Source organism: Microbacterium sp. NPDC090007, assembly GCF_044748345.1.
Taxonomy (GTDB): Bacteria; Actinomycetota; Actinomycetes; order Actinomycetales; family Microbacteriaceae; genus Microbacterium.
In genome coordinates this window covers 174,582-191,921 of sequence record NZ_JBIVFV010000002.1, presented here as the reverse complement: position 1 = coordinate 191,921, position 17,340 = coordinate 174,582, and the positions used below count along the sequence as shown (strand labels likewise).

Sequence of the window (17,340 nt, the reverse complement as noted above, 5' to 3'; positions counted from 1 at the left end):
AGGGCGCGGGCGGGGTGGGCGGGTGGCGACGGCGGGCGGGGATCTGGCGGCGGCTGGGGCCGTCGGCATTCACGAGAACAGGATGATGCGTCGAGAACAGGGGGATTCGGCGGGATTCAACCTGTTCTCGTGGCGGCGCCTGTTCTCGTGGTGATGGCGCGCGGGCGGGGCGGCGGGTGGCGGGGCGGGCGGGGATCTGGCGGCGGCTGGGGCCGTCGGCATCCATGAGAACAGGATGATGCGTCGAGAAGGGGGATTCGGCGGGATTCGGCCTGTTCTCGTGGCGGCGCCTGTTCTCGTGGTGATGGCGTCGCGGGCGTGGGCGGCGGGTGGGGATCTGGCGGCGGCTGGGGCCGTCGGCATCCATGAGAACAGGATGATGCGTCGAGAACAGGGGGATTCGGCGGGATTCGGCCTGTTCTCGTGGCACAGCCTGTTCTCGTCGCGTCTCGTCGCGACGCGGAGGCGGGGATGGGCGCGTGGAGCGGCCCGTGCCGGCCCGCGCCGGCCCGGCACGCGGGTAGCGTGGACGCAATGTGCACCGTGGTCGTCCACGTCCCCGCGGCCGCCGGACAGCCCGTCCGTCTGCTCGCCGTCCGCGACGAGGACCGCGATCGCCCGTGGCGCCCGCTCGGACCCTGGTGGCCTGAGCGCCCCGGCATCGTGGGGGTCCGTGACGACCGCGCGGGCGGAGCGTGGTTGGCGGTCGACCCCATCGCGCGGCGGCTGGCGGTGCTGCTCAACCGTGAGGATCTGTCGGGCCGCGGCGACGACGAGGTCGTCAGCCGCGGTGCCATCCCGCTCGACGCCGTGGCGGGCGGCATCCCGGAGCAGCCGACGACGCGCGGCTTCAATCTGGTCGAGGTGGATGCCGACGGCGCCCACCTCGTCGAATGGGACGGCCTGACCGCCCGCCGCGGCCGCCTCGCGCCGGGCATCCACATGGTCGCGCACCACGCGGTCGACGACCCGGGCACCCCGCGCATCGCGCGGTGGCTCGAGGAGTTCCGTTCCGCCGGCATCGTGGACGGACCCGACTGGTGGATGCCGTGGCTCGGCGTGGTCGAGCGCTCCACGCTCGACCCGACGACGTCGGTGCTGCGGCGCGACGCGCATGACGAGCATGTGCTCGAGTCACTGCTCGTGTGCGCGGCGACGGTGGGCCGCGCGGGCGTCGAGGTGCGCGAGGCCATGCCGACCACCCCGGGCACGTGGGACGACGGGCTCATCGAGGGTCTGCGCTCCGGCATCCGTTCCTCCCGCGACGCCGTGCCCGTCCAACTCTCTCCCGGCGTGGCGCACGGACGGTCGGAGGAGCCGGCTGCGCAGTAGGCTGGAAACAACCCCGCCTCCGTAGCTCAGGGGATAGAGCGCCGCACTCCTAACGCGGGCGTCGCAGGTTCGAATCCTGTCGGGGGCACCGTCTGTCCCATCCACCCGTCGCCGAGCGCGGCGACGGTCGAGGCGCGTGCGGCCGAGGTGCAGCGTGGGCGCCGCCGTCGCGTCTCGTCGAGCGCAGGTGCCCGCGCGGGGTGCGCGGCGTCGGCCCCGCAATGAAGCCGCCCCGCCTGCGACGCCACGCCGCCGGGTCGTTGCGCGCTCCGACTCCGCCGTGGCATCATTACTGAACGATCGGTCGGAAAACCTCGCTGCTGAGGATGACGACCCCGCCAGAGTCGGCGGGGGAAAGGAAGACGATGTCGGACGCGTTTCTCATCGGCGGTGTGCGCACCCCGGTCGGACGGTACGGCGGGGCCCTGGCATCCGTCCGCCCCGACGACCTCGCCGCCCTCGTCGTCGGCGAAGCGGTCCGTCGGGCCGGCGTCCCGGCCGAGATGATCGACGAGGTGATCCTCGGCGCCGCCAACCAGGCCGGTGAGGACAACCGCAACGTCGCTCGCATGGCCGTCCTGCTCGCGGGGCTGCCCGACGGCATCCCGGGACTCACCGTGAACCGCCTCTGCGCCTCGGGCATGAGCGCGGTCGCGCTCGCCGCGCAGGCGGTGCGCGCCGGGGACGCCGACATCGTCGTGGCCGGCGGCGTCGAATCGATGACGCGCGCGCCGTGGGTGCAGGCCAAGCCCGAGCGCGCGTGGGCGAAGCCCGGGGCCGCGTTCGACACGTCGATCGGCTGGCGTTTCACCAACCCCCGTCTCGCTGCGCGCGACAAGGCGACGTTCACCATGCCCGAGACCGCCGAAGAGGTCGCCCGCGTCGAGGGCGTCTCGCGCGCCGACGCCGACGCGTTCGCCCTGCGCAGCCACGAGCGGGCCATCGCGGCGCAGGATGCCGGACGCTTCACCGACGAGATCGTCGCCGTCGACACGCCGAGGGGCCCGGTCGCCGCCGACGAGGGGCCGCGCCGCGACACCTCGCGCGACGCGCTCGCGGCTCTGCGACCCGTCGTGACGGGCGGCGAGGTCGTGACGGCCGGCAACTCCAGTTCGCTCAACGACGGCGCCTCGGCGATCGTCGTCGCCGGCGCCGCCGCCGTCGAACGGTACGGCCTGCGCCCGCGCGCGCGGATCGTCTCGCACGCCGCGGCCGGCCTCGCGCCCGAGATCATGGGGCTCGGTCCCGTGCCCGCGACCGAGAAGGCGCTGGCGAAGGCCGGGTTGGCGGCATCCGATCTGGGAGCCGTCGAACTCAACGAGGCCTTCGCCTCGCAGTCTCTCGCGTGCATACGACGCCTCGGGCTCGACCCCGACATCGTCAATGCCGACGGCGGGGCGATCGCGCTGGGGCATCCGCTGGGATCGAGCGGCTCACGACTGCTCGTCACCCTGCTGGGGCGGATCGAGCGCGAGGGGGCGCGATACGGCCTGGCGACGATGTGCGTCGGCGTCGGGCAGGGGACGGCGATGATCGTGGAGCGCGTCGATGGGTGAGTCGCGCCTGCGCATCGACGCCCGCGACGACCGCGTCGTCGCGACCCTCGACCGCCCCGACCGGCGCAACGCGATCGACCAGGCCCTGGTCGACGAGCTGCACGCGCTGTGCGCCGAGCTCGAGGAGACTCCCCGGACGCTGATCGTCACCGGGACGGACGGGATCTTCGCCGCCGGCGCCGACATCGCCCAACTCCGCGAGCGCACGGGCGACGACGCGCGCCGCGGCATCAACGCCACCGTGTTCGACCGCATCCGCCATCTGCCGATGCCGGTGATCGCGGCGGTCGACGGCTACGCGCTCGGCGGGGGCGCCGAACTGGCCTACGCCGCCGACATCCGCCTCGGCACCCCGAACGCGCGTTTCGGCAACCCCGAGCCGGGCTTGGGCATCATCGCGGCCGCGGGGGCATCGTGGCGCCTGCCCGAGATCGTCGGTCACGCCCGCGCGAGCGAACTGCTGCTCACCACCCGCACCCTCGGCGCCGACGAAGCCCTCGCCTGGGGTCTGCTGTCGAGCGTGCACGAGCCCGACGAGCTGCTCGACGCGGCCCACGCGATCGTCGACCGGATCGCCGCCACCTCGGTCCGCGCCACGATCCTCACCAAGCGCGCCCTGCTCGCACCCCGCGCCGACCACCCCCGGATCGACGGCGAGCTGCAGGCCGAACTGTTCGACAGCCCCGACAAGCGCGCGCGGATGACCGCGTTCCTGGAGAGGAAGAAGAGATGACGACCATGCCCCTGAACACCACCGCACCCGCGGCCGTCCTGCCCGCCGCCGTCGGCGTGCTCGGCGGGGGGCGCATGGGAGCCGGCATCGCCCACGCGTTCTTGCTCGCGGGTGCGCGCGTGCACATCGTCGAACGCGACGACGAGGCCGCGGCCCAGGCGCGGGGCCGCGTCGAGACCGACCTCGAGCGCTCCGCCGCGCGCGGTCGGGACATCCCGGATGCCGACACCCTCACCGTCGGCACCGACGTCTCCGCCTTCGCGGGGGCGGGCCTCGTGGTCGAGGCCGTCCCCGAGGATCGGGCCCTCAAGAGCGACGCCCTCGCGCGGATCGAGGACGTCGTCGACGGCGGCGCGGTCGTGGCATCCAACACCTCCTCCATCTCGATCGACGCGCTCGCCGCCTCCCTCGCCCGACCCGAGCGCTTTCTGGGCCTGCACTTCTTCAACCCCGTGCCCGCGTCGTCGTTGGTCGAGGTGGTGACCGGGACGGCGACGACCCCCGAGGTCGTGGACGCGGCCCGGAGCTGGGTCGAGGCGATCGGCAAAGCCGCGATCGTCGTGCGCGACGCGCCCGGCTTCGCCTCGAGCCGGCTGGGCGTGGCCCTGGGGCTCGAAGCGATCCGCATGCTCGAAGAGGGGGTCGCCGCCGCCCACGACATCGACACCGCCATGGAGCGGGGATACCGGCATCCGATGGGTCCCCTGCGCACGACCGACATCGTCGGCCTCGACGTGCGCCTGGGCATCGCCGAAGAACTCGAGCGCGCGTTCGGTGCGCGTTTCGCCCCGCCGGCGCTGCTGAAGAAGCTCGTCGCCGAGGGGCACCTGGGCCGCAAGACCGGCCGTGGATTCTACGAATGGAGCGAATGATGGCGTTTCTCCCCAGCTACGTGAACGGCGCCTGGTGGACACCCGCCGCCGACCCCGACGCCGCGATCGTGCGCGACGCCTCCACCGGCGACGAGATCGTGCGGGTCAGCACGAAAGGCCTGGACCTCGCGGGCGCCGTCGAATACGCGCGCCGCGAGGGGCAGCGGAGCATCGGCGCCCTCACTTTTCCGCAGCGGGCGATGGTGCTGAAGAACCTCGCGATCGCGCTCAACGAACGCCGCGAAGAGCTGTACGCCCTGTCGGAGCGCTCCGGCTCGACGCGGCGCGATTCGCTGAGCGACGTCGACGGCGGCATCGGCGTGCTCTTCACGTTCTCGTCGAAGGCGCGGCGCGAGCTCCCGGCCGGAAAGGTGGTGCTCGACGGTCCCGTCGAGCCGCTGTCGAAGGACGGCTCGTTCCTCGGCCGGCACGTGTACACGCGCCTGCCCGGAATCGCCGTGCAGATCAACGCCTTCAACTTCCCGATGTGGGGAGCGCTCGAGAAGTTCGCGCCCGCGTTCCTCGCGGGCCTGCCCACGATCGTCAAGCCCGCGACCCCCACGGCGTACGTCGCCGAGGCGTGGGTGCGCATCGTGGTCGAGACCGGATTGCTGCCCGCGGGGTCGCTGCAGCTGGTGAGCGGCAGCGTCCCGGGGCTGTTCGACCTGCTCGACCTCGGCGACACCGTCGGGTTCACCGGCAGCGCCACCACCGTCGAGCGCCTGCGCGCGCAGGCGAAGCCGGGCGTGCGGTTCACCAGCGAGACCGACTCGGTCAACGCCTCGGTCCTCGGCCCCGACGCGCGGCCGGGCACGCCCGAGTTCGACGCGTACGTCAGGCAGCTGCTGGTCGAGCTCACGACCAAGGCGGGGCAGAAGTGCACCGCGATCCGCCGCGCGATCGTGCCGAAGGGCATGACGGATGCCGTGGCCGAGGCGCTGCGGCAGAAGATCGCCGAGCGGGTCGTCGTCGGAGACCCCCGCACCGAGGGCGTGACGATGGGCCCGGTCGTCTCGCTCGCCCAGCGCGACGAGGTGCTGCGGCAGGTGCGGACCCTCGTCGAGGCGGGAGGACGCTTCGTCGTGGGTTCGGACGAGGCCCCCGAGGGGCTCTCCGCCGACGGCGCCTTCCTGCAGCCGATGCTGCTGTCGTTCGCGGATGCCACGACCCCCGCCGTCAACGACGTCGAGGCGTTCGGACCGGTCGCCAGCATCGTCGAGTACGCCGACGTCGCGGACGCGGCGGCCATCGTGGGCCGGGGCGGCGGGTCGCTCGTCACGAGCGTCGCCACCCACGACCCCGACGTCGCCACCGAACTGCTCACCCGCATGGGCGCGATGAACGGCCGCGTGCTCTTCCTCGACCGCGACGACGCCCGCACCTCCACCGGACACGGCGCCCCCGTGCCGCACCTCGTGCACGGCGGCCCGGGCCGGGCCGGCGGCGGGGAGGAGCTGGGCGGCATCCGCTCGGTCCTCCACTACATGCAGCGCACGGCCATCCAGGGCTCGCCGCGCATGCTCACGGCGCTGACCGGCGTGTGGCATGCCGGGGCCCAGACCGCGACCGACGGCATCCATCCCTTCCGCAAACCCCTCGCAGACCTCCGGATCGGGGATGCCGTCGAGTCGGCCGAACGTCAGGTCACCCTCGACGACATCGAGGTGTTCGCGAGGTTCACCGGCGATACGTTCTACGCGCACATGGACGAGGAGTCCGCCGCGGCCAACCCGTTCTTCCCCGGACGGGTCGCCCACGGCTACCTGCTCGTGTCGTGGGCCGCGGGCCTGTTCGTCGACCCCGCGCCGGGACCGGTGCTGGCGAACTCGGGCCTCGAGAACCTGCGCTTCGTCACCCCCGTGTCGCCCGGCGACCGGATCCGCGTCCAGCTGACGGCGAAGCAGATCACCCCGCGCGAGACCGACGAGTACGGCGAGGTGCGATGGGATGCCGTCATCCGCAACCAGGACGACGAGATCGTCGCGCAGTACGACGTGCTGACGCTCGTGGCCAAGACGTGGGCTCCCGCCTCGCAGCCCGTGGCGGTGCCCGCGTGAGTCTGCGGCCGATGATGCAGCGCGATCGGGCGTCGGCGATGCTCGGCATGGTCGTCGAGCACGACGCGCCGGGGGAGTCGCGCGTGACGATGACCGTGCGCGACGACATGCTGAACGGCTTCGCCATCACCCACGGCGGGCTCGTCTTCACCCTCGCCGACACGGCGTTCGCGATCGCGTGCAACGAGGACGAGCGGGTGACGGTGGCCGGGGGTGCCGACATCACGTTCTTGAAGTCCACGACCGCGGGGCAGACCCTCACGGCGACGGCGGTGCGCCGCGCGCGCAGCGGGCGCACCGGCCTGTACGACATCCGCGTGACGGATGAGACGGGCGACCTCGTCGCCGAGGTGCGCGGCCGCAGCATCACGACCGATCGGCGGCCGCCGGCGGCTGAGCCCGTCGACGCCGCCCGACCCACGTACGACCCCGAGCGCAGCGCCGCGCTCAAGACCACGGAGGTGTCCCGATGACCCTGACCACCGCATCGCGCCCGGACTTCCTGGCATCCGTCGATCCGACCGGCATCCCGCTCGATCGCCTGCGCGCCCTGCAGCTCGAGCGACTGCAGTGGACGGTCCGGCACGCGTACGACAACGTCGAGCTGTACCGCCGCAAATTCGACGAGGCCGGCGTGCACCCCGACGACATCCGCACGCTCGACGACATCCGCCTGCTGCCCTTCACGACCAAGGCCGACCTGCGCGAGACGTACCCGTTCGGCATGTTCGCGGTGCCGATGGCCGACGTGCGTCGCATCCACGCCTCCTCCGGGACGACCGGCCGCCCCACCGTCGTCGGCTACACCGCCGGAGACCTCGACCGGTGGGCCGACCTCGTCGCGCGTTCGCTGAGCGCCGCCGGGATCCGCGCGGGCGACCGCGTGCACAACGCCTACGGCTACGGGCTGTTCACCGGGGGTCTCGGCGCCCACGCGGGCATCGAGAGGCTCGGGGCGACCGTCATCCCGATGTCGGGTGGGCAGACCGCGCGCCAGGCGCAGCTCATCCAGGACTTCGCACCGGATGCCATCCTCTGCACGCCCAGCTACCTCCTCACGATCGCCGACGCCCTCGAGGCCGCCGGCGTCGACCCGCGCTCGACCTCGCTCAAGGTCGCCGTGCTCGGGGCGGAGCCCTGGACCAACGAGATGCGCCGCGAGATCGAGCGCCGCCTCGATCTCACCGCCGTCGACATCTACGGCCTGAGCGAGGTGATGGGACCGGGCGTGGCATCCGAAAGCGCCCTCACCAAGGACGGACCGCACATCTGGGAGGACCACTTCCTGCCCGAGACGATCGACGGCGAGACGGGAGAGCCGGTCGCCGACGGCGAGCTCGGCGAGCTGGTGTTCACGTCGCTCACCAAGGAGGCGTTCCCCGTCATCCGCTACCGCACCCGCGACCTCACCCGGCTGCGGCCCGGAACGGCGTTCCCCGCGATGCGGCGCATCGAGAAGATCACCGGCCGCAACGACGACATGATCATCCTGCGCGGCGTGAACCTCTTCCCCACGCAGATCGAGGAGATCGTGCTGGGCATCGAGAAGCTCACCCCGCACTTCGTCCTCGAGCTCCGACGCGAGGGGCGGATGGATGCCATGACCGTCCGCATCGAGCGTCACCCGGCCCTGGAACGCGAGGTGTGCGAGGCGGCCGGGGTGGTGCTGCAGCAGCGCATCAAGGTGCTCATCGGGACGACGGTCGACGTGTGCGTCGAGGAGCCCGGCATCCTGCCCCGCAGCGAGGGCAAGTACAAGCGCGTGTACGACCTGCGTTGAGGCGTCGGCGGCCCATTGCGGGGCGACGACCCCCGGGTTACACTTTACTGAACGATCGGTCTGTAAAAGGAGTCGACGATGACGATGACCGCCCCCACGACGGACGCCCTCGACGGCGAGGAGATGTTCGACGCCCTCATCGCGGCCGACGGTCGCGTCGAGCCGCGCGATTGGATGCCCGAGGGCTACCGCCGCACGCTCATCCGCCAGATCTCCCAGCACGCGCACTCCGAGATCATCGGGATGCAGCCCGAGGGGGCCTGGATCACGCGCGCACCGAGCCTGAAACGCAAGTCGATCCTGCTCGCCAAGGTGCAGGACGAAGCCGGCCACGGCCTCTACCTCTACTCCGCCGCCCAGACCCTCGGCATCACCCGCGACGAGATGACCCAGCAGCTCGTCGACGGCAAGGCCCGCTACTCGTCGATCTTCAACTACCCCACCCCGACCTGGGCCGACATGGGGGCGATCGGCTGGCTCGTGGACGGCGCCGCGATCTGCAACCAGGTGCCGCTGTGCCGTGCCTCGTACGGACCCTATGGCCGCGCGATGGTCCGCATCTGCAAGGAGGAGTCCTTCCACCAGCGCCAGGGTTTCGAGATCCTCCTCACCCTCATGCAGGGCACCGCGGAGCAGCGCGAGATGGCTCAGGATGCCGTGAACCGCTGGTACTGGCCGAGCCTGATGATGTTCGGACCCCCCGACGAGGACTCGCCCAACTCGGCGCAGTCGATGGCGTGGAACATCAAACGCTTCAGCAACGACGAGCTGCGCCAGCGCTTCGTGTCGATGCTCGTTCCGCAGGCGGCGGTGCTGGGCGTGACGCTGCCCGACCCCGAGCTGCGCTTCGACGACGAGACCGGGCAGTACGTGATGGGCGAGATCGACTGGAGCGAGTTCCACGAGGTGCTCGCCGGCCGCGGACCCCTCAACCGGCAGCGCCTGCAGAACCGGCGCACCGCGCACGAAGAGGGTGCCTGGGTGCGCGAGGCCGCCGCCGCCTACGCGGCGAAGAAGACCGCTGCCTGCATCGAGACGGCGGCGGCCTGATGGCCACGCCCGGTGGCAGCCCCGCCGAGACCTGGCCCCTGTGGGAGGTGTTCGTCCGAGCCGGCCGTGGCCTCAGCCACGTCCACGTCGGATCGCTGCACGCCCCCGACGCCGAGCTCGCCGTCCGCAACGCGCGCGATCTGTACACCCGTCGCGGCGAGGGCGTGTCGGTGTGGGTCGTGCCTTCGGATGCCGTCACGACGAGCGATCCGGGAGCCAAGGGCGCGTTCTTCGAGTCGCCCGCGGGCAAGAACTACCGGCATGCGGTGTACTACACCGCGTCCGAGGGGGTGCCGCACCTGTGAGCATCTCGACGGAACACGGCGCCGACCCGCACGGCGACGTCTCGCACGGCGCCGACCCGCACGGCGACGTCTCGCACGGCGCCGACCCGCACGGCGACGTCTCGCTGGACGCGCGCGAACTCAGCGCCGAGCTCGCCGGGGGAGAGGACCGCGCGACCGATCCCGACGTCGCCGCGTACGCGATGCGGCTGGGCGACGACGCCCTGATCCTGTCGCAGAACCTGTGCGGGTGGATCGCCCGCGCCCCCGAGCTCGAGGAGGACGTGGCCCTCGGCAACATCGCCCTCGACCTGCTCGGCCACGCCCGCTCCCTGCTGCGGTACGCCGGGTCGTACGACGGCCGCAGCGAGGACGACCTGGCGTACTTCCGCGACGAGAACGAGTTCCGGTGCGCGTGGTTGTTCGAGCTGCCCAACGGCGATTTCGCCCACACCATCGCGCGGCAGCTGCTCGCCTCGACGTATCTGCTCGAGCTGTACCGCGCGCTCACGGCATCCGCGGATCCGGTGCTCGCGGCGGTCGCCGCCAAGGCCGAGAAAGAGGTCGACTATCACCGCGATCACGCGGTGCAGTGGACGCTGCGGCTGGCGGGTGGCACCGAGGAATCGCGCCGGCGGTTGCTCGTCGCCCTCGACGACACCTGGCCGTACCTGGACGAACTGCTCCGCGACGAGGCGCTGCACGACCGTCTCGAGGGCGTCGCCGTGCGTCCCTCGACCCTTCGCGGCGCGGTCGAGGACGTGCTGGCCGCCGTCCTCGCCGAAGAGGACGTCGCCGTCCCCGCGCTCGCCGGCTCGTCCGCGGGCGGGCGTCGCGGCGCCCATCATCCCGCCTTCGGTCCGCTGATCGCCGAGATGCAGGTGCTGGCGCGCCGGCACCCCGGAGCGACGTGGTGACCGGCGACAGCGCCCTCGCACGGGCGCGGGAGGTCGCGGCATCCGTCGTCGATCCCGAGGTCCCCGTGCTGACGATCGACGATCTCGGCGTGCTGCGCGACGTGCGACTGGACGGCGACACGGTCACCGTCACGATCACGCCCACCTACTCGGGGTGCCCGGCGGTGGATGCCATCCGCGACGACATCGTCCTGGCGCTCACCTCGGCCGGTTTCGACCGCGCGGTGGTCCAGACCACGCTGACCCCGGCGTGGACCACCGACTGGATGAGCGAAGCGGGCAAGCAGAAGCTCTCCGCGTACGGCATCGCCCCGCCCACCGGCCGTCGCCCCGCAGGTCCCATCCGCCTCACCCTCAGCGTCGCCTGCCCGCGCTGCGGCTCTTCGAACACGCGCGAGGTCTCGCGCTTCGGCTCCACCTCGTGCAAGTCGCACTGGGAGTGCCGCGCGTGCCTCGAACCCTTCGACCACTTCAAGGCCCTCTGATGACGATGACGGATGCCACGCCCCCGGCCCCCTCGCGGACCCGCGCACGCTTCCACACCCTCCGTGTCGCCGATGTGCGCCCGCTCACCCCGACCGCCATCGAGGTGACCTTCGCCGTTCCGGACGAGCTGGTCGAGGCGTTCGACTACGCGGCGGGGCAGTACGTGGCCCTGCGCGCGAGCGTCGACGGCGAGGAGCTGCGCCGGTCGTACTCGCTGTGCCGCCCGCCCGCGCGCGGCTCGATCAGCGTCGGCATCAAGCGAGACCCCGACGGACGCTTCTCGACGTGGGCGCACGAGGGGCTGCGTCCCGGCGACGAGATCGACGTGATGAGCCCGCAGGGCACGTTCGTGTCGAAGGCGTCCACGGCCACGGGGCACGTCATGGCGATCGCCGCGGGGTCGGGGATCACCCCGATCATGGCGCTCGCGAACGACGTGCTCGAGCGCTCCGCCGACTCGCGCATGACGATCGTCTACGCCAATCGCTCCTCGACGGATGTGATGTTCGTCGACGAGCTCGCCGACCTCAAGGATCGCTATCCCTCCCGGCTCACGGTGCACCACGTGCTCTCGCGCGAGCAGCGCGCCGCCCCCGTGTTCTCGGGGCGCATCGACCAGGAGCGCCTGCGCCTCATCCTGTCGCGCCTGATCGTCCCGGCATCCGTCGACGAATGGTTCCTGTGCGGGCCGTTCGCCCTGGTGGAGCTGTGCCGGGAGGTGCTCGGCGACGTCGGCGTGCCGCGCGAGCGCGTGCGGTTCGAGCTGTTCACCGCGGGGGAGGGCGACGCGCCGGCCCAGACCGGGGGCGCGCGGCCCGTGCGCGTGCGCGACGACCAGCCGGTCAGGCGCATCGACTTCACCCTCGACGGGCAGTCGGCGTCGGTCGAGACCCCGGTCGCCGCGAACGAGACGATCCTCGCGGCGGCGCTGCGCGTGCGACCCGACGTCCCCTTCGCGTGTGCGGGGGGCGTGTGCGGGACCTGCCGCGCGCGGGTGACCGAGGGGTCGGTGTCGATGACCGAGAACTACGCCCTCGAACCCGACGAGATCGAGCGCGGCTACGTGCTGACCTGCCAGTCGCACCCGACCTCCGACGCGGTTCGCGTCGACTACGACGGGTGAGCGCGATGATCGACTACCGCTGCGTCGACGACGTCGCCGAGATCGTGCTGAACGCCCCCGGCCGCCGCAACGCCCTCGGCCTCGACGATCTGCGCGCGCTCGCCGCCGCGTACGATCGCGCCGAGGCCGACGGTGCTCGAGCCGTGCTGCTGCGCGGGGAGGGGCCGTCGTTCTGCGCCGGGCGCGACATCTCGGGCGTCGACCCCGCGACCGACGACGTCGCGGGCTACCTCGACGACACCCTGGCACCGCTGCTGCGCCGCATGGCCGGTTTTCCCGCTCCGACCTTCGCCGCCGCGCACGGCGCATGCGTGGGGGTGGGGCTCGGTCTGCTGATCGCGACCGATGTGGTCTTCGTCGCCGACACCGCGAAGATCGGTTCGCCCTTCGCGTCGTTGGGGGCGACGCTCGATTCGGGCGGTCATGCCCTGTTCGTCGAGCGGCTCGGCACGCACGCTGCGCTCGACCTGATCTACACGGGTCGCATGATGACGGGTGACGAGGCCGTTCGCGCCGGACTGTTCTCGCGGGTGGTTCCGGCATCCGAGATCCGGGATGCCGTCGATCTCGCCGCCCGCCGCGCCGCGGCCGGGCCGACCGAGGCGTTCCTCGCGAGCAAACGCATCGTGTCGGCGATCCGCGACGAGCGGCTGGGTCTGTGGGAGGCCATAGCGCTCGAGAACCGCGCCCAGGCCGCCCTCGCCGCCACCGACGACTATCGCGAGGGCTTCCAGGCGTTCCAGGCCAAACGCGCGCCGACCTTCACCGGGCGCTGAGCGCGGCACCGTCACCCGCCTTGCACCGACTCACCCCCGTCCCGCGCCCGCTCCCCTTCCGTGGCGCGTGAGACTGCACGCCGCTGACAAGTCGGCGTCAGGATGTCACCGACTCGTCACGCAGCTGCAGTCTCGCGCGCCAGACGCGCGCGCCGGAGGGTGGGGGCCACGCGCGACGATGCCCCGGCCGGGGGCCGGGGCATCGTCGAGGGGGTCAGCGCCTCACGCGGCGGTCGTCACCGCGAACTGCACCGAGCCCTGCTGGGGGTCGATCTGGGCGTCGAGCACGCGGTCGTCGAGGACGGCCGCGGCGGCGCTGTCGAGGAAGACGCGCGCCCCGGCGGTCTCCACCACGGTGTCGGCCGGCTCGGGGGCGTCGACGACCGACAGTGCGAACTGGGAGTCCGGCGAACCGGCGCCCTCGATGCGGACCCCGCCCTGCGGGGCGTCGGGGATCTGCGCGGTGATGGTCTTGACGGCGGTCGTGGCCTCTTCGGTGAGCGTCAGCATGGGTGACTCTCCTTCTCTGATCGACGACAGGAGTCAGCCACGATGCCGAGAATCCCCGACGCCCTCAAGCTCAGGCGGCCATTTCCAGGGGTTTCCCACCGCTCGTCCAGGGCCTACGGCAGCAGGCCCGCCCGCCGCGCCCGGGTCACCGCCGCGTGCCGTGTCGAGGCGTCGAGCTTGGCCATCGCCGAGGCCAGATACGACTTCACGGTGGTCTCGCGAAGCCCGAGGGATGCCGCGATCTCGCCGTTCGTCGACCCCACCGCCGCGCAGGCCAGCACGTCGACCTCGCGCCGCGAAAGGTGGATGTCGACGTCGGCGGAGGCCGTCGGGGCGTCACCGGTGAGGGCAGCCAGTCGCCCCTCGATGTCCTCGAGGCGGCGGCGCAGGTCGCCGTCGCCCACGGTCGCGGCGATACCGCGCAGCTGGGCGTAGCTCTCGCGGATCTCCTCGCGCGCGCCGACGCTCATCCTGCCCTCGGGACCCGGGGCGTTGGCCAGACGACGCTCGACCTCGGCGCGCACGCGCAGTTCCGTCCCCAGTTCGCCGGCGACATCGAACGCCGGCCGCGCCTCGACCTCGCCCACCTGCGCCTGTGCCCACGAGCCGCAGTACAGCACGCCGCGGGCCGCCCCGCCGACGAGGACGGGCACGGCGAAAAGGGTCGCGATGCCCTCGCCGAGGATCGCGCGGTCGTAGTCGTGGGTGATCGACCGCGAGGTGCGGTAGTCCAGGGTCATGCGCGGGCGCCGTTCCACCAGCGCGCGGCCACCCAGACCGCGGGTGGCGTGCACGACCAGACCGTCGATGCTGCGCGTGCGCGCGCCCACGATCGTGGTCACGTGCACGGCGCCGTCGTGTTCGAGACCGCCGAAGGCGACGGGGAAGTGGGTACGTCGGGCGAGCTCGGCCACGGCGTGCGATACGAGCGTCGCATCGTCTCGAAGAGGGGAGGGTGCGGACACGCACTACCTACTTCCGGGGGTGACGGCGTCGTCGCCGCGTTTCGTAGCGTCGACCATACCACCGGCGAAGCCACGGCCGACCCGGACTTTTCTCCCCGATCGGCGCAGTGCTGCGCCGTATTCATGAGGCAAGGAGGCCACATGACGGACCGTCGGATCGACGACGCGCACACCAGCGGCGTCGACTACATCGCGGTCGAGGAGTCCGCCCCGTTCCGGGAGTTGAAGCGGCGCCAGCGCAGCTTCGTCTTCCCGCTCGCGGTGGCGTTCCTCGTCTGGTACTTCGTCTACGTCCTGCTGTCGTCGTTCGCGCCCGGGTTCATGGCCCAGCCGGTGTCGGGCGCGATCACCGTCGGGCTGCTGTTCGGCCTGGGGCAGTTCGTCACCACGTTCGCCATCACCATGGGCTACGTCGCCTACGCCAACCGTCGCCTCGACCCGGGCGCCGAGCAGCTGCGCGACGAGCTCGAGCGCACCGAGGGGGGACGCTCGTGAACGACGTGCTCGCCTCGATCGACGCGGCCGTGCAGACGGTCGAGAACAACCCCGTCCTGAACATCTCGATCTTCGGCGCCTTCGTCGCCGTCACGCTGTTCATCGTCATCCGCGCTTCCCGCAACAGCAAGACGGCCGCGGACTACTACGCGGCCGGACGCTCGTTCACCGGACCGCAGAACGGCTTCGCCATCGCCGGCGATTACCTGTCGGCCGCGTCGTTCCTGGGCATCGTCGGCGCCATCGCGATCAACGGGTACGACGGCTTCCTGTATTCGATCGGCTTCCTGGTGGCGTGGCTGGTCGCGCTGCTGCTCGTGGCGGAGCTGATGCGCAACACGGGCAAGTTCACGATGGCCGACGTGCTGTCGTTCCGCCTCAAGGAGCGCCCGGTGCGGATGGCCGCGGCGATCACCACCCTCGCGGTGTGCTTCTTCTACCTGCTCGCGCAGATGGCCGGCGCCGGTGGCCTGGTGTCGCTGCTGCTGGGGATCACCGAGCGGGTGGGGCAGTCCATCGTCGTCGCCGTGGTCGGCATCCTGATGATCGTCTACGTCCTCATCGGCGGCATGAAGGGCACCACCTGGGTGCAGATCGTCAAGGCGTTCCTGCTCATCGGCGGTGCCGTCGTGATGACCGTCTGGGTCCTGGCGAACAACGGTTTCAGCCTGAACACCCTGCTCGAGAGCGCGGTGGCGGCGTCTCCGAAGGGGGATGCCGTGCTCGCGCCGGGTCTGCAGTACGGCAAGAACCCGTGGGACTTCATCTCGCTGGCCCTCGCGCTGGTGCTCGGCACCGCGGGTCTTCCCCACGTGCTGATGCGCTTCTACACGGTTCCGACCGCGAAGGAAGCCCGTCGTTCGGTGGTCTGGGCGATCTGGCTGATCGGCCTGTTCTACATCCTCACCCTCGTCCTCGGCTACGGCGCGGGTGCACTCGTGGGACCCGAGGCGATCCTGGCCGCGCCGGGCGGCGTCAACGCCGCGGCGCCCCTGCTCGCGTTCGCCCTGGGCGGTCCCCTTCTGCTGGGGTTCATCTCGGCCGTGGCGTTCGCGACGATCCTCGCGGTCGTGGCGGGGCTGACCATCACGGCGGCCGCGTCGTTCGCGCACGACATCTATGCGAACGTCGTGAAGAAGGGCGACGTGCCGCCCGACGGCGAGGTCAAGGTCGCCCGTCGCACCGTGATCGTGATCGGCGTGCTCGCGATCCTCGGCGGCATCGGCGTCCAGGGGCAGAACGTGGCGTTCCTCGTGGCGCTGGCCTTCGCGGTCGCCGCCTCGGCCAACCTGCCGACGATCCTGTTCTCGCTGTTCTGGCGCCGGTTCACCACGCGCGGCGCGGTGTGGAGCATGTACGGCGGGCTGGGGTCCGCCCTGGTGCTGATCTTCCTCTCGCCCGTGTTCTGGGGCACGCCCACGAGCGTGTTCGTCGACACCGGGGTGGCGATCTGGCCGTTGAACAACCCGGGGATCGTGTCGATCCCGCTCGGGTTCTTCTTGGGCTGGTTGGGGTCGGTGACCTCGCGCACCGCCGAGGATCGCGGCAAGGCCGCCGAGATGGACGTGCGTTCGCTCACCGGGTTCGGCGCCGAGAAGGCATCGAATCACTGACCCGTCCGCACCGTCGAGGGCAGCGCCCGGTCACCGCGTCACGCGGGGCCGGGCGCGTGCTCGTTCACCCGACCGCTCGCAGGCCCGCGGCACCCCCGAGGGCGCCCTCGATGTCGAGGAGGCGTCGCTTCACCTCGGGGTGTCCGCCGTACTCGCCGAGGCTTCCGTCGGCGCGCACGACCCGGTGCACGGGCACCACGATCGAGAACGGGCTCGAGGCGCACGCCGTCCCGACCGCTCGCGCCGCGCGCGGCACCCCCGCCATCATCGCGACCTCGCCGTACGACGCGGTCTCGCCGTAGGGGATCTCGAGGCAGGCCTCGAGTGCCGCGCGCGTGAAACCGCGCACGAGGCGCCAGTCGAGGGCGAGGTCGAACGCCCGCCTCGCGCCGTCGAAGTACTCGTCGAGCTGACGCGCGACCGCGAGGCCGGGCCCCGGATCGGGATCGGGCGCAACACCCAGGCGGCCGGCGATGTCGGCGCGCGCGAGATCGAGGCCTTCGTGCGCGACGTCGAGGCGGACGAGGGCCTCGTCGATGAGGGTCAGGAGCACGGGACCCACCGGGCTGTCGTACGCGGTGCTGGTGACTCTGTTCATGCGTCCATCCTGGAGACCCCGCCGCAGCCGTCGACCGCCGCGCCCGCCGATGGGGGACAGGGCGGGCGGATACCGGTGCGGGGAGGAACAGCCGGTGATCCGGCGTGTCGCCGATTGTCGCGAAACTCGCGCCCGCTGCAGGCGATCCCGAGTCGCCCGGCTTAGTCTGACAGGTGTGTGGCGAGCTGAGGAC

18 protein-coding genes and 1 tRNA gene are annotated in these 17,340 nt (G+C 71.8%); 16 read left to right on the top strand and 3 right to left on the bottom strand.

Annotation, left to right across the window (positions count from 1 at the left end):
* The first annotated feature begins 534 nt into the window (after positions 1-534).
* The 14 genes from ACIPVB_RS09435 (at position 535) to ACIPVB_RS09370 (ending at position 12,966) form a co-directional block, all read left to right on the top strand.
* Positions 535-1,332, top strand: a complete 798-nt coding sequence (locus ACIPVB_RS09435; protein ID WP_400368470.1) for an NRDE family protein — start codon at positions 535-537, stop codon at positions 1,330-1,332.
* A 15-nt stretch (positions 1,333-1,347) separates the two neighbouring features.
* Positions 1,348-1,420: transfer RNA gene (locus ACIPVB_RS09430), tRNA-Arg, on the top strand.
* Positions 1,421-1,697: 277 nt separating this feature from the next.
* Positions 1,698-2,888 (top strand): thiolase family protein, encoded by a 1,191-nt coding sequence (locus ACIPVB_RS09425; RefSeq protein ID WP_400368469.1) that lies wholly within the window; start codon positions 1,698-1,700, stop codon positions 2,886-2,888.
* Positions 2,881-3,621 carry an enoyl-CoA hydratase/isomerase family protein gene (locus ACIPVB_RS09420; protein WP_400368468.1) on the top strand — a complete coding sequence of 247 codons (741 nt, stop codon included), beginning with the start codon at positions 2,881-2,883 and terminating at the stop codon, positions 3,619-3,621. The genes ACIPVB_RS09425 and ACIPVB_RS09420 overlap by 8 nt, the downstream gene beginning before the upstream one ends.
* Complete coding sequence (locus ACIPVB_RS09415; RefSeq protein WP_400368467.1) at positions 3,618-4,493, top strand: 3-hydroxyacyl-CoA dehydrogenase family protein; 876 nt, start codon at positions 3,618-3,620, stop codon at positions 4,491-4,493. The genes ACIPVB_RS09420 and ACIPVB_RS09415 overlap by 4 nt, the downstream gene beginning before the upstream one ends.
* Positions 4,490-6,550, top strand: coding sequence for a phenylacetic acid degradation bifunctional protein PaaZ (gene paaZ / locus ACIPVB_RS09410; RefSeq protein ID WP_400368465.1), 2,061 nt, complete (start codon positions 4,490-4,492; stop codon positions 6,548-6,550). Before ACIPVB_RS09415 ends, paaZ begins: the two co-directional genes overlap by 4 nt.
* Positions 6,551-6,561: 11 nt before the next feature.
* A complete protein-coding gene (paaI, locus tag ACIPVB_RS09405; RefSeq protein WP_400368464.1) occupies positions 6,562-7,023 on the top strand; it encodes a hydroxyphenylacetyl-CoA thioesterase PaaI in 462 nt (153 codons plus the stop codon).
* Complete coding sequence (paaK, locus tag ACIPVB_RS09400) at positions 7,020-8,330, top strand: phenylacetate--CoA ligase PaaK (protein WP_400368462.1); 1,311 nt, start codon at positions 7,020-7,022, stop codon at positions 8,328-8,330. The genes paaI and paaK overlap by 4 nt, the downstream gene beginning before the upstream one ends.
* 78 nt (positions 8,331-8,408) lie before the next feature.
* Positions 8,409-9,380, top strand: a complete 972-nt coding sequence (paaA, locus tag ACIPVB_RS09395; protein ID WP_400368460.1) for a 1,2-phenylacetyl-CoA epoxidase subunit PaaA — start codon at positions 8,409-8,411, stop codon at positions 9,378-9,380.
* The gene (paaB, locus tag ACIPVB_RS09390; protein WP_315994742.1) at positions 9,380-9,685 is read left to right on the top strand and encodes a 1,2-phenylacetyl-CoA epoxidase subunit PaaB; all 306 of its coding nucleotides are present in this window, start codon (positions 9,380-9,382) and stop codon (positions 9,683-9,685) included. Before paaA ends, paaB begins: the two co-directional genes overlap by 1 nt.
* Positions 9,682-10,581 (top strand): 1,2-phenylacetyl-CoA epoxidase subunit PaaC, encoded by a 900-nt coding sequence (paaC, locus tag ACIPVB_RS09385; protein WP_400368459.1) that lies wholly within the window; start codon positions 9,682-9,684, stop codon positions 10,579-10,581. The genes paaB and paaC overlap by 4 nt, the downstream gene beginning before the upstream one ends.
* Positions 10,578-11,066, top strand: a complete 489-nt coding sequence (gene paaD / locus ACIPVB_RS09380) for a 1,2-phenylacetyl-CoA epoxidase subunit PaaD (RefSeq protein ID WP_400368458.1) — start codon at positions 10,578-10,580, stop codon at positions 11,064-11,066. Before paaC ends, paaD begins: the two co-directional genes overlap by 4 nt.
* Positions 11,066-12,190, top strand: coding sequence for a 1,2-phenylacetyl-CoA epoxidase subunit PaaE (paaE, locus tag ACIPVB_RS09375; protein ID WP_400368456.1), 1,125 nt, complete (start codon positions 11,066-11,068; stop codon positions 12,188-12,190). The genes paaD and paaE overlap by 1 nt, the downstream gene beginning before the upstream one ends.
* 5 nt (positions 12,191-12,195) lie before the next feature.
* On the top strand, positions 12,196-12,966 hold the full coding sequence (locus ACIPVB_RS09370; protein ID WP_400368966.1) for an enoyl-CoA hydratase/isomerase family protein: 771 nt from the start codon (positions 12,196-12,198) through the stop codon (positions 12,964-12,966).
* Between the two features lie 222 nt (positions 12,967-13,188).
* Here the strand turns inward: ACIPVB_RS09370 and ACIPVB_RS09365 are convergent, their stop codons facing one another.
* Positions 13,189-13,476: a Fe-S cluster assembly protein HesB gene (locus ACIPVB_RS09365; protein WP_400368454.1), complete on the bottom strand. Its 288-nt coding sequence runs from the start codon at positions 13,474-13,476 to the stop codon at positions 13,189-13,191.
* A gap of 113 nt (positions 13,477-13,589) precedes the next feature.
* Positions 13,590-14,441: a response regulator transcription factor gene (locus tag ACIPVB_RS09360; protein WP_400368453.1), complete on the bottom strand. Its 852-nt coding sequence runs from the start codon at positions 14,439-14,441 to the stop codon at positions 13,590-13,592.
* A 141-nt stretch (positions 14,442-14,582) separates the two neighbouring features.
* Here ACIPVB_RS09360 and ACIPVB_RS09355 point away from each other — a divergent pair, with 141 nt between their 5' ends.
* Both ACIPVB_RS09355 and ACIPVB_RS09350 read left to right on the top strand, forming a co-directional pair.
* Positions 14,583-14,936 (top strand): DUF485 domain-containing protein, encoded by a 354-nt coding sequence (locus ACIPVB_RS09355; RefSeq protein WP_400368452.1) that lies wholly within the window; start codon positions 14,583-14,585, stop codon positions 14,934-14,936.
* The gene (locus ACIPVB_RS09350) at positions 14,933-16,549 is read left to right on the top strand and encodes a cation acetate symporter (protein WP_400368450.1); all 1,617 of its coding nucleotides are present in this window, start codon (positions 14,933-14,935) and stop codon (positions 16,547-16,549) included. The genes ACIPVB_RS09355 and ACIPVB_RS09350 overlap by 4 nt, the downstream gene beginning before the upstream one ends.
* Positions 16,550-16,613: 64 nt before the next feature.
* On the opposite strand, the gene ACIPVB_RS09345 is transcribed toward ACIPVB_RS09350, so the two are convergent.
* Positions 16,614-17,147 (bottom strand): methylated-DNA--[protein]-cysteine S-methyltransferase, encoded by a 534-nt coding sequence (locus ACIPVB_RS09345; protein WP_400368449.1) that lies wholly within the window; start codon positions 17,145-17,147, stop codon positions 16,614-16,616.
* Between the last annotated feature and the right edge of the window lie 193 nt (positions 17,148-17,340).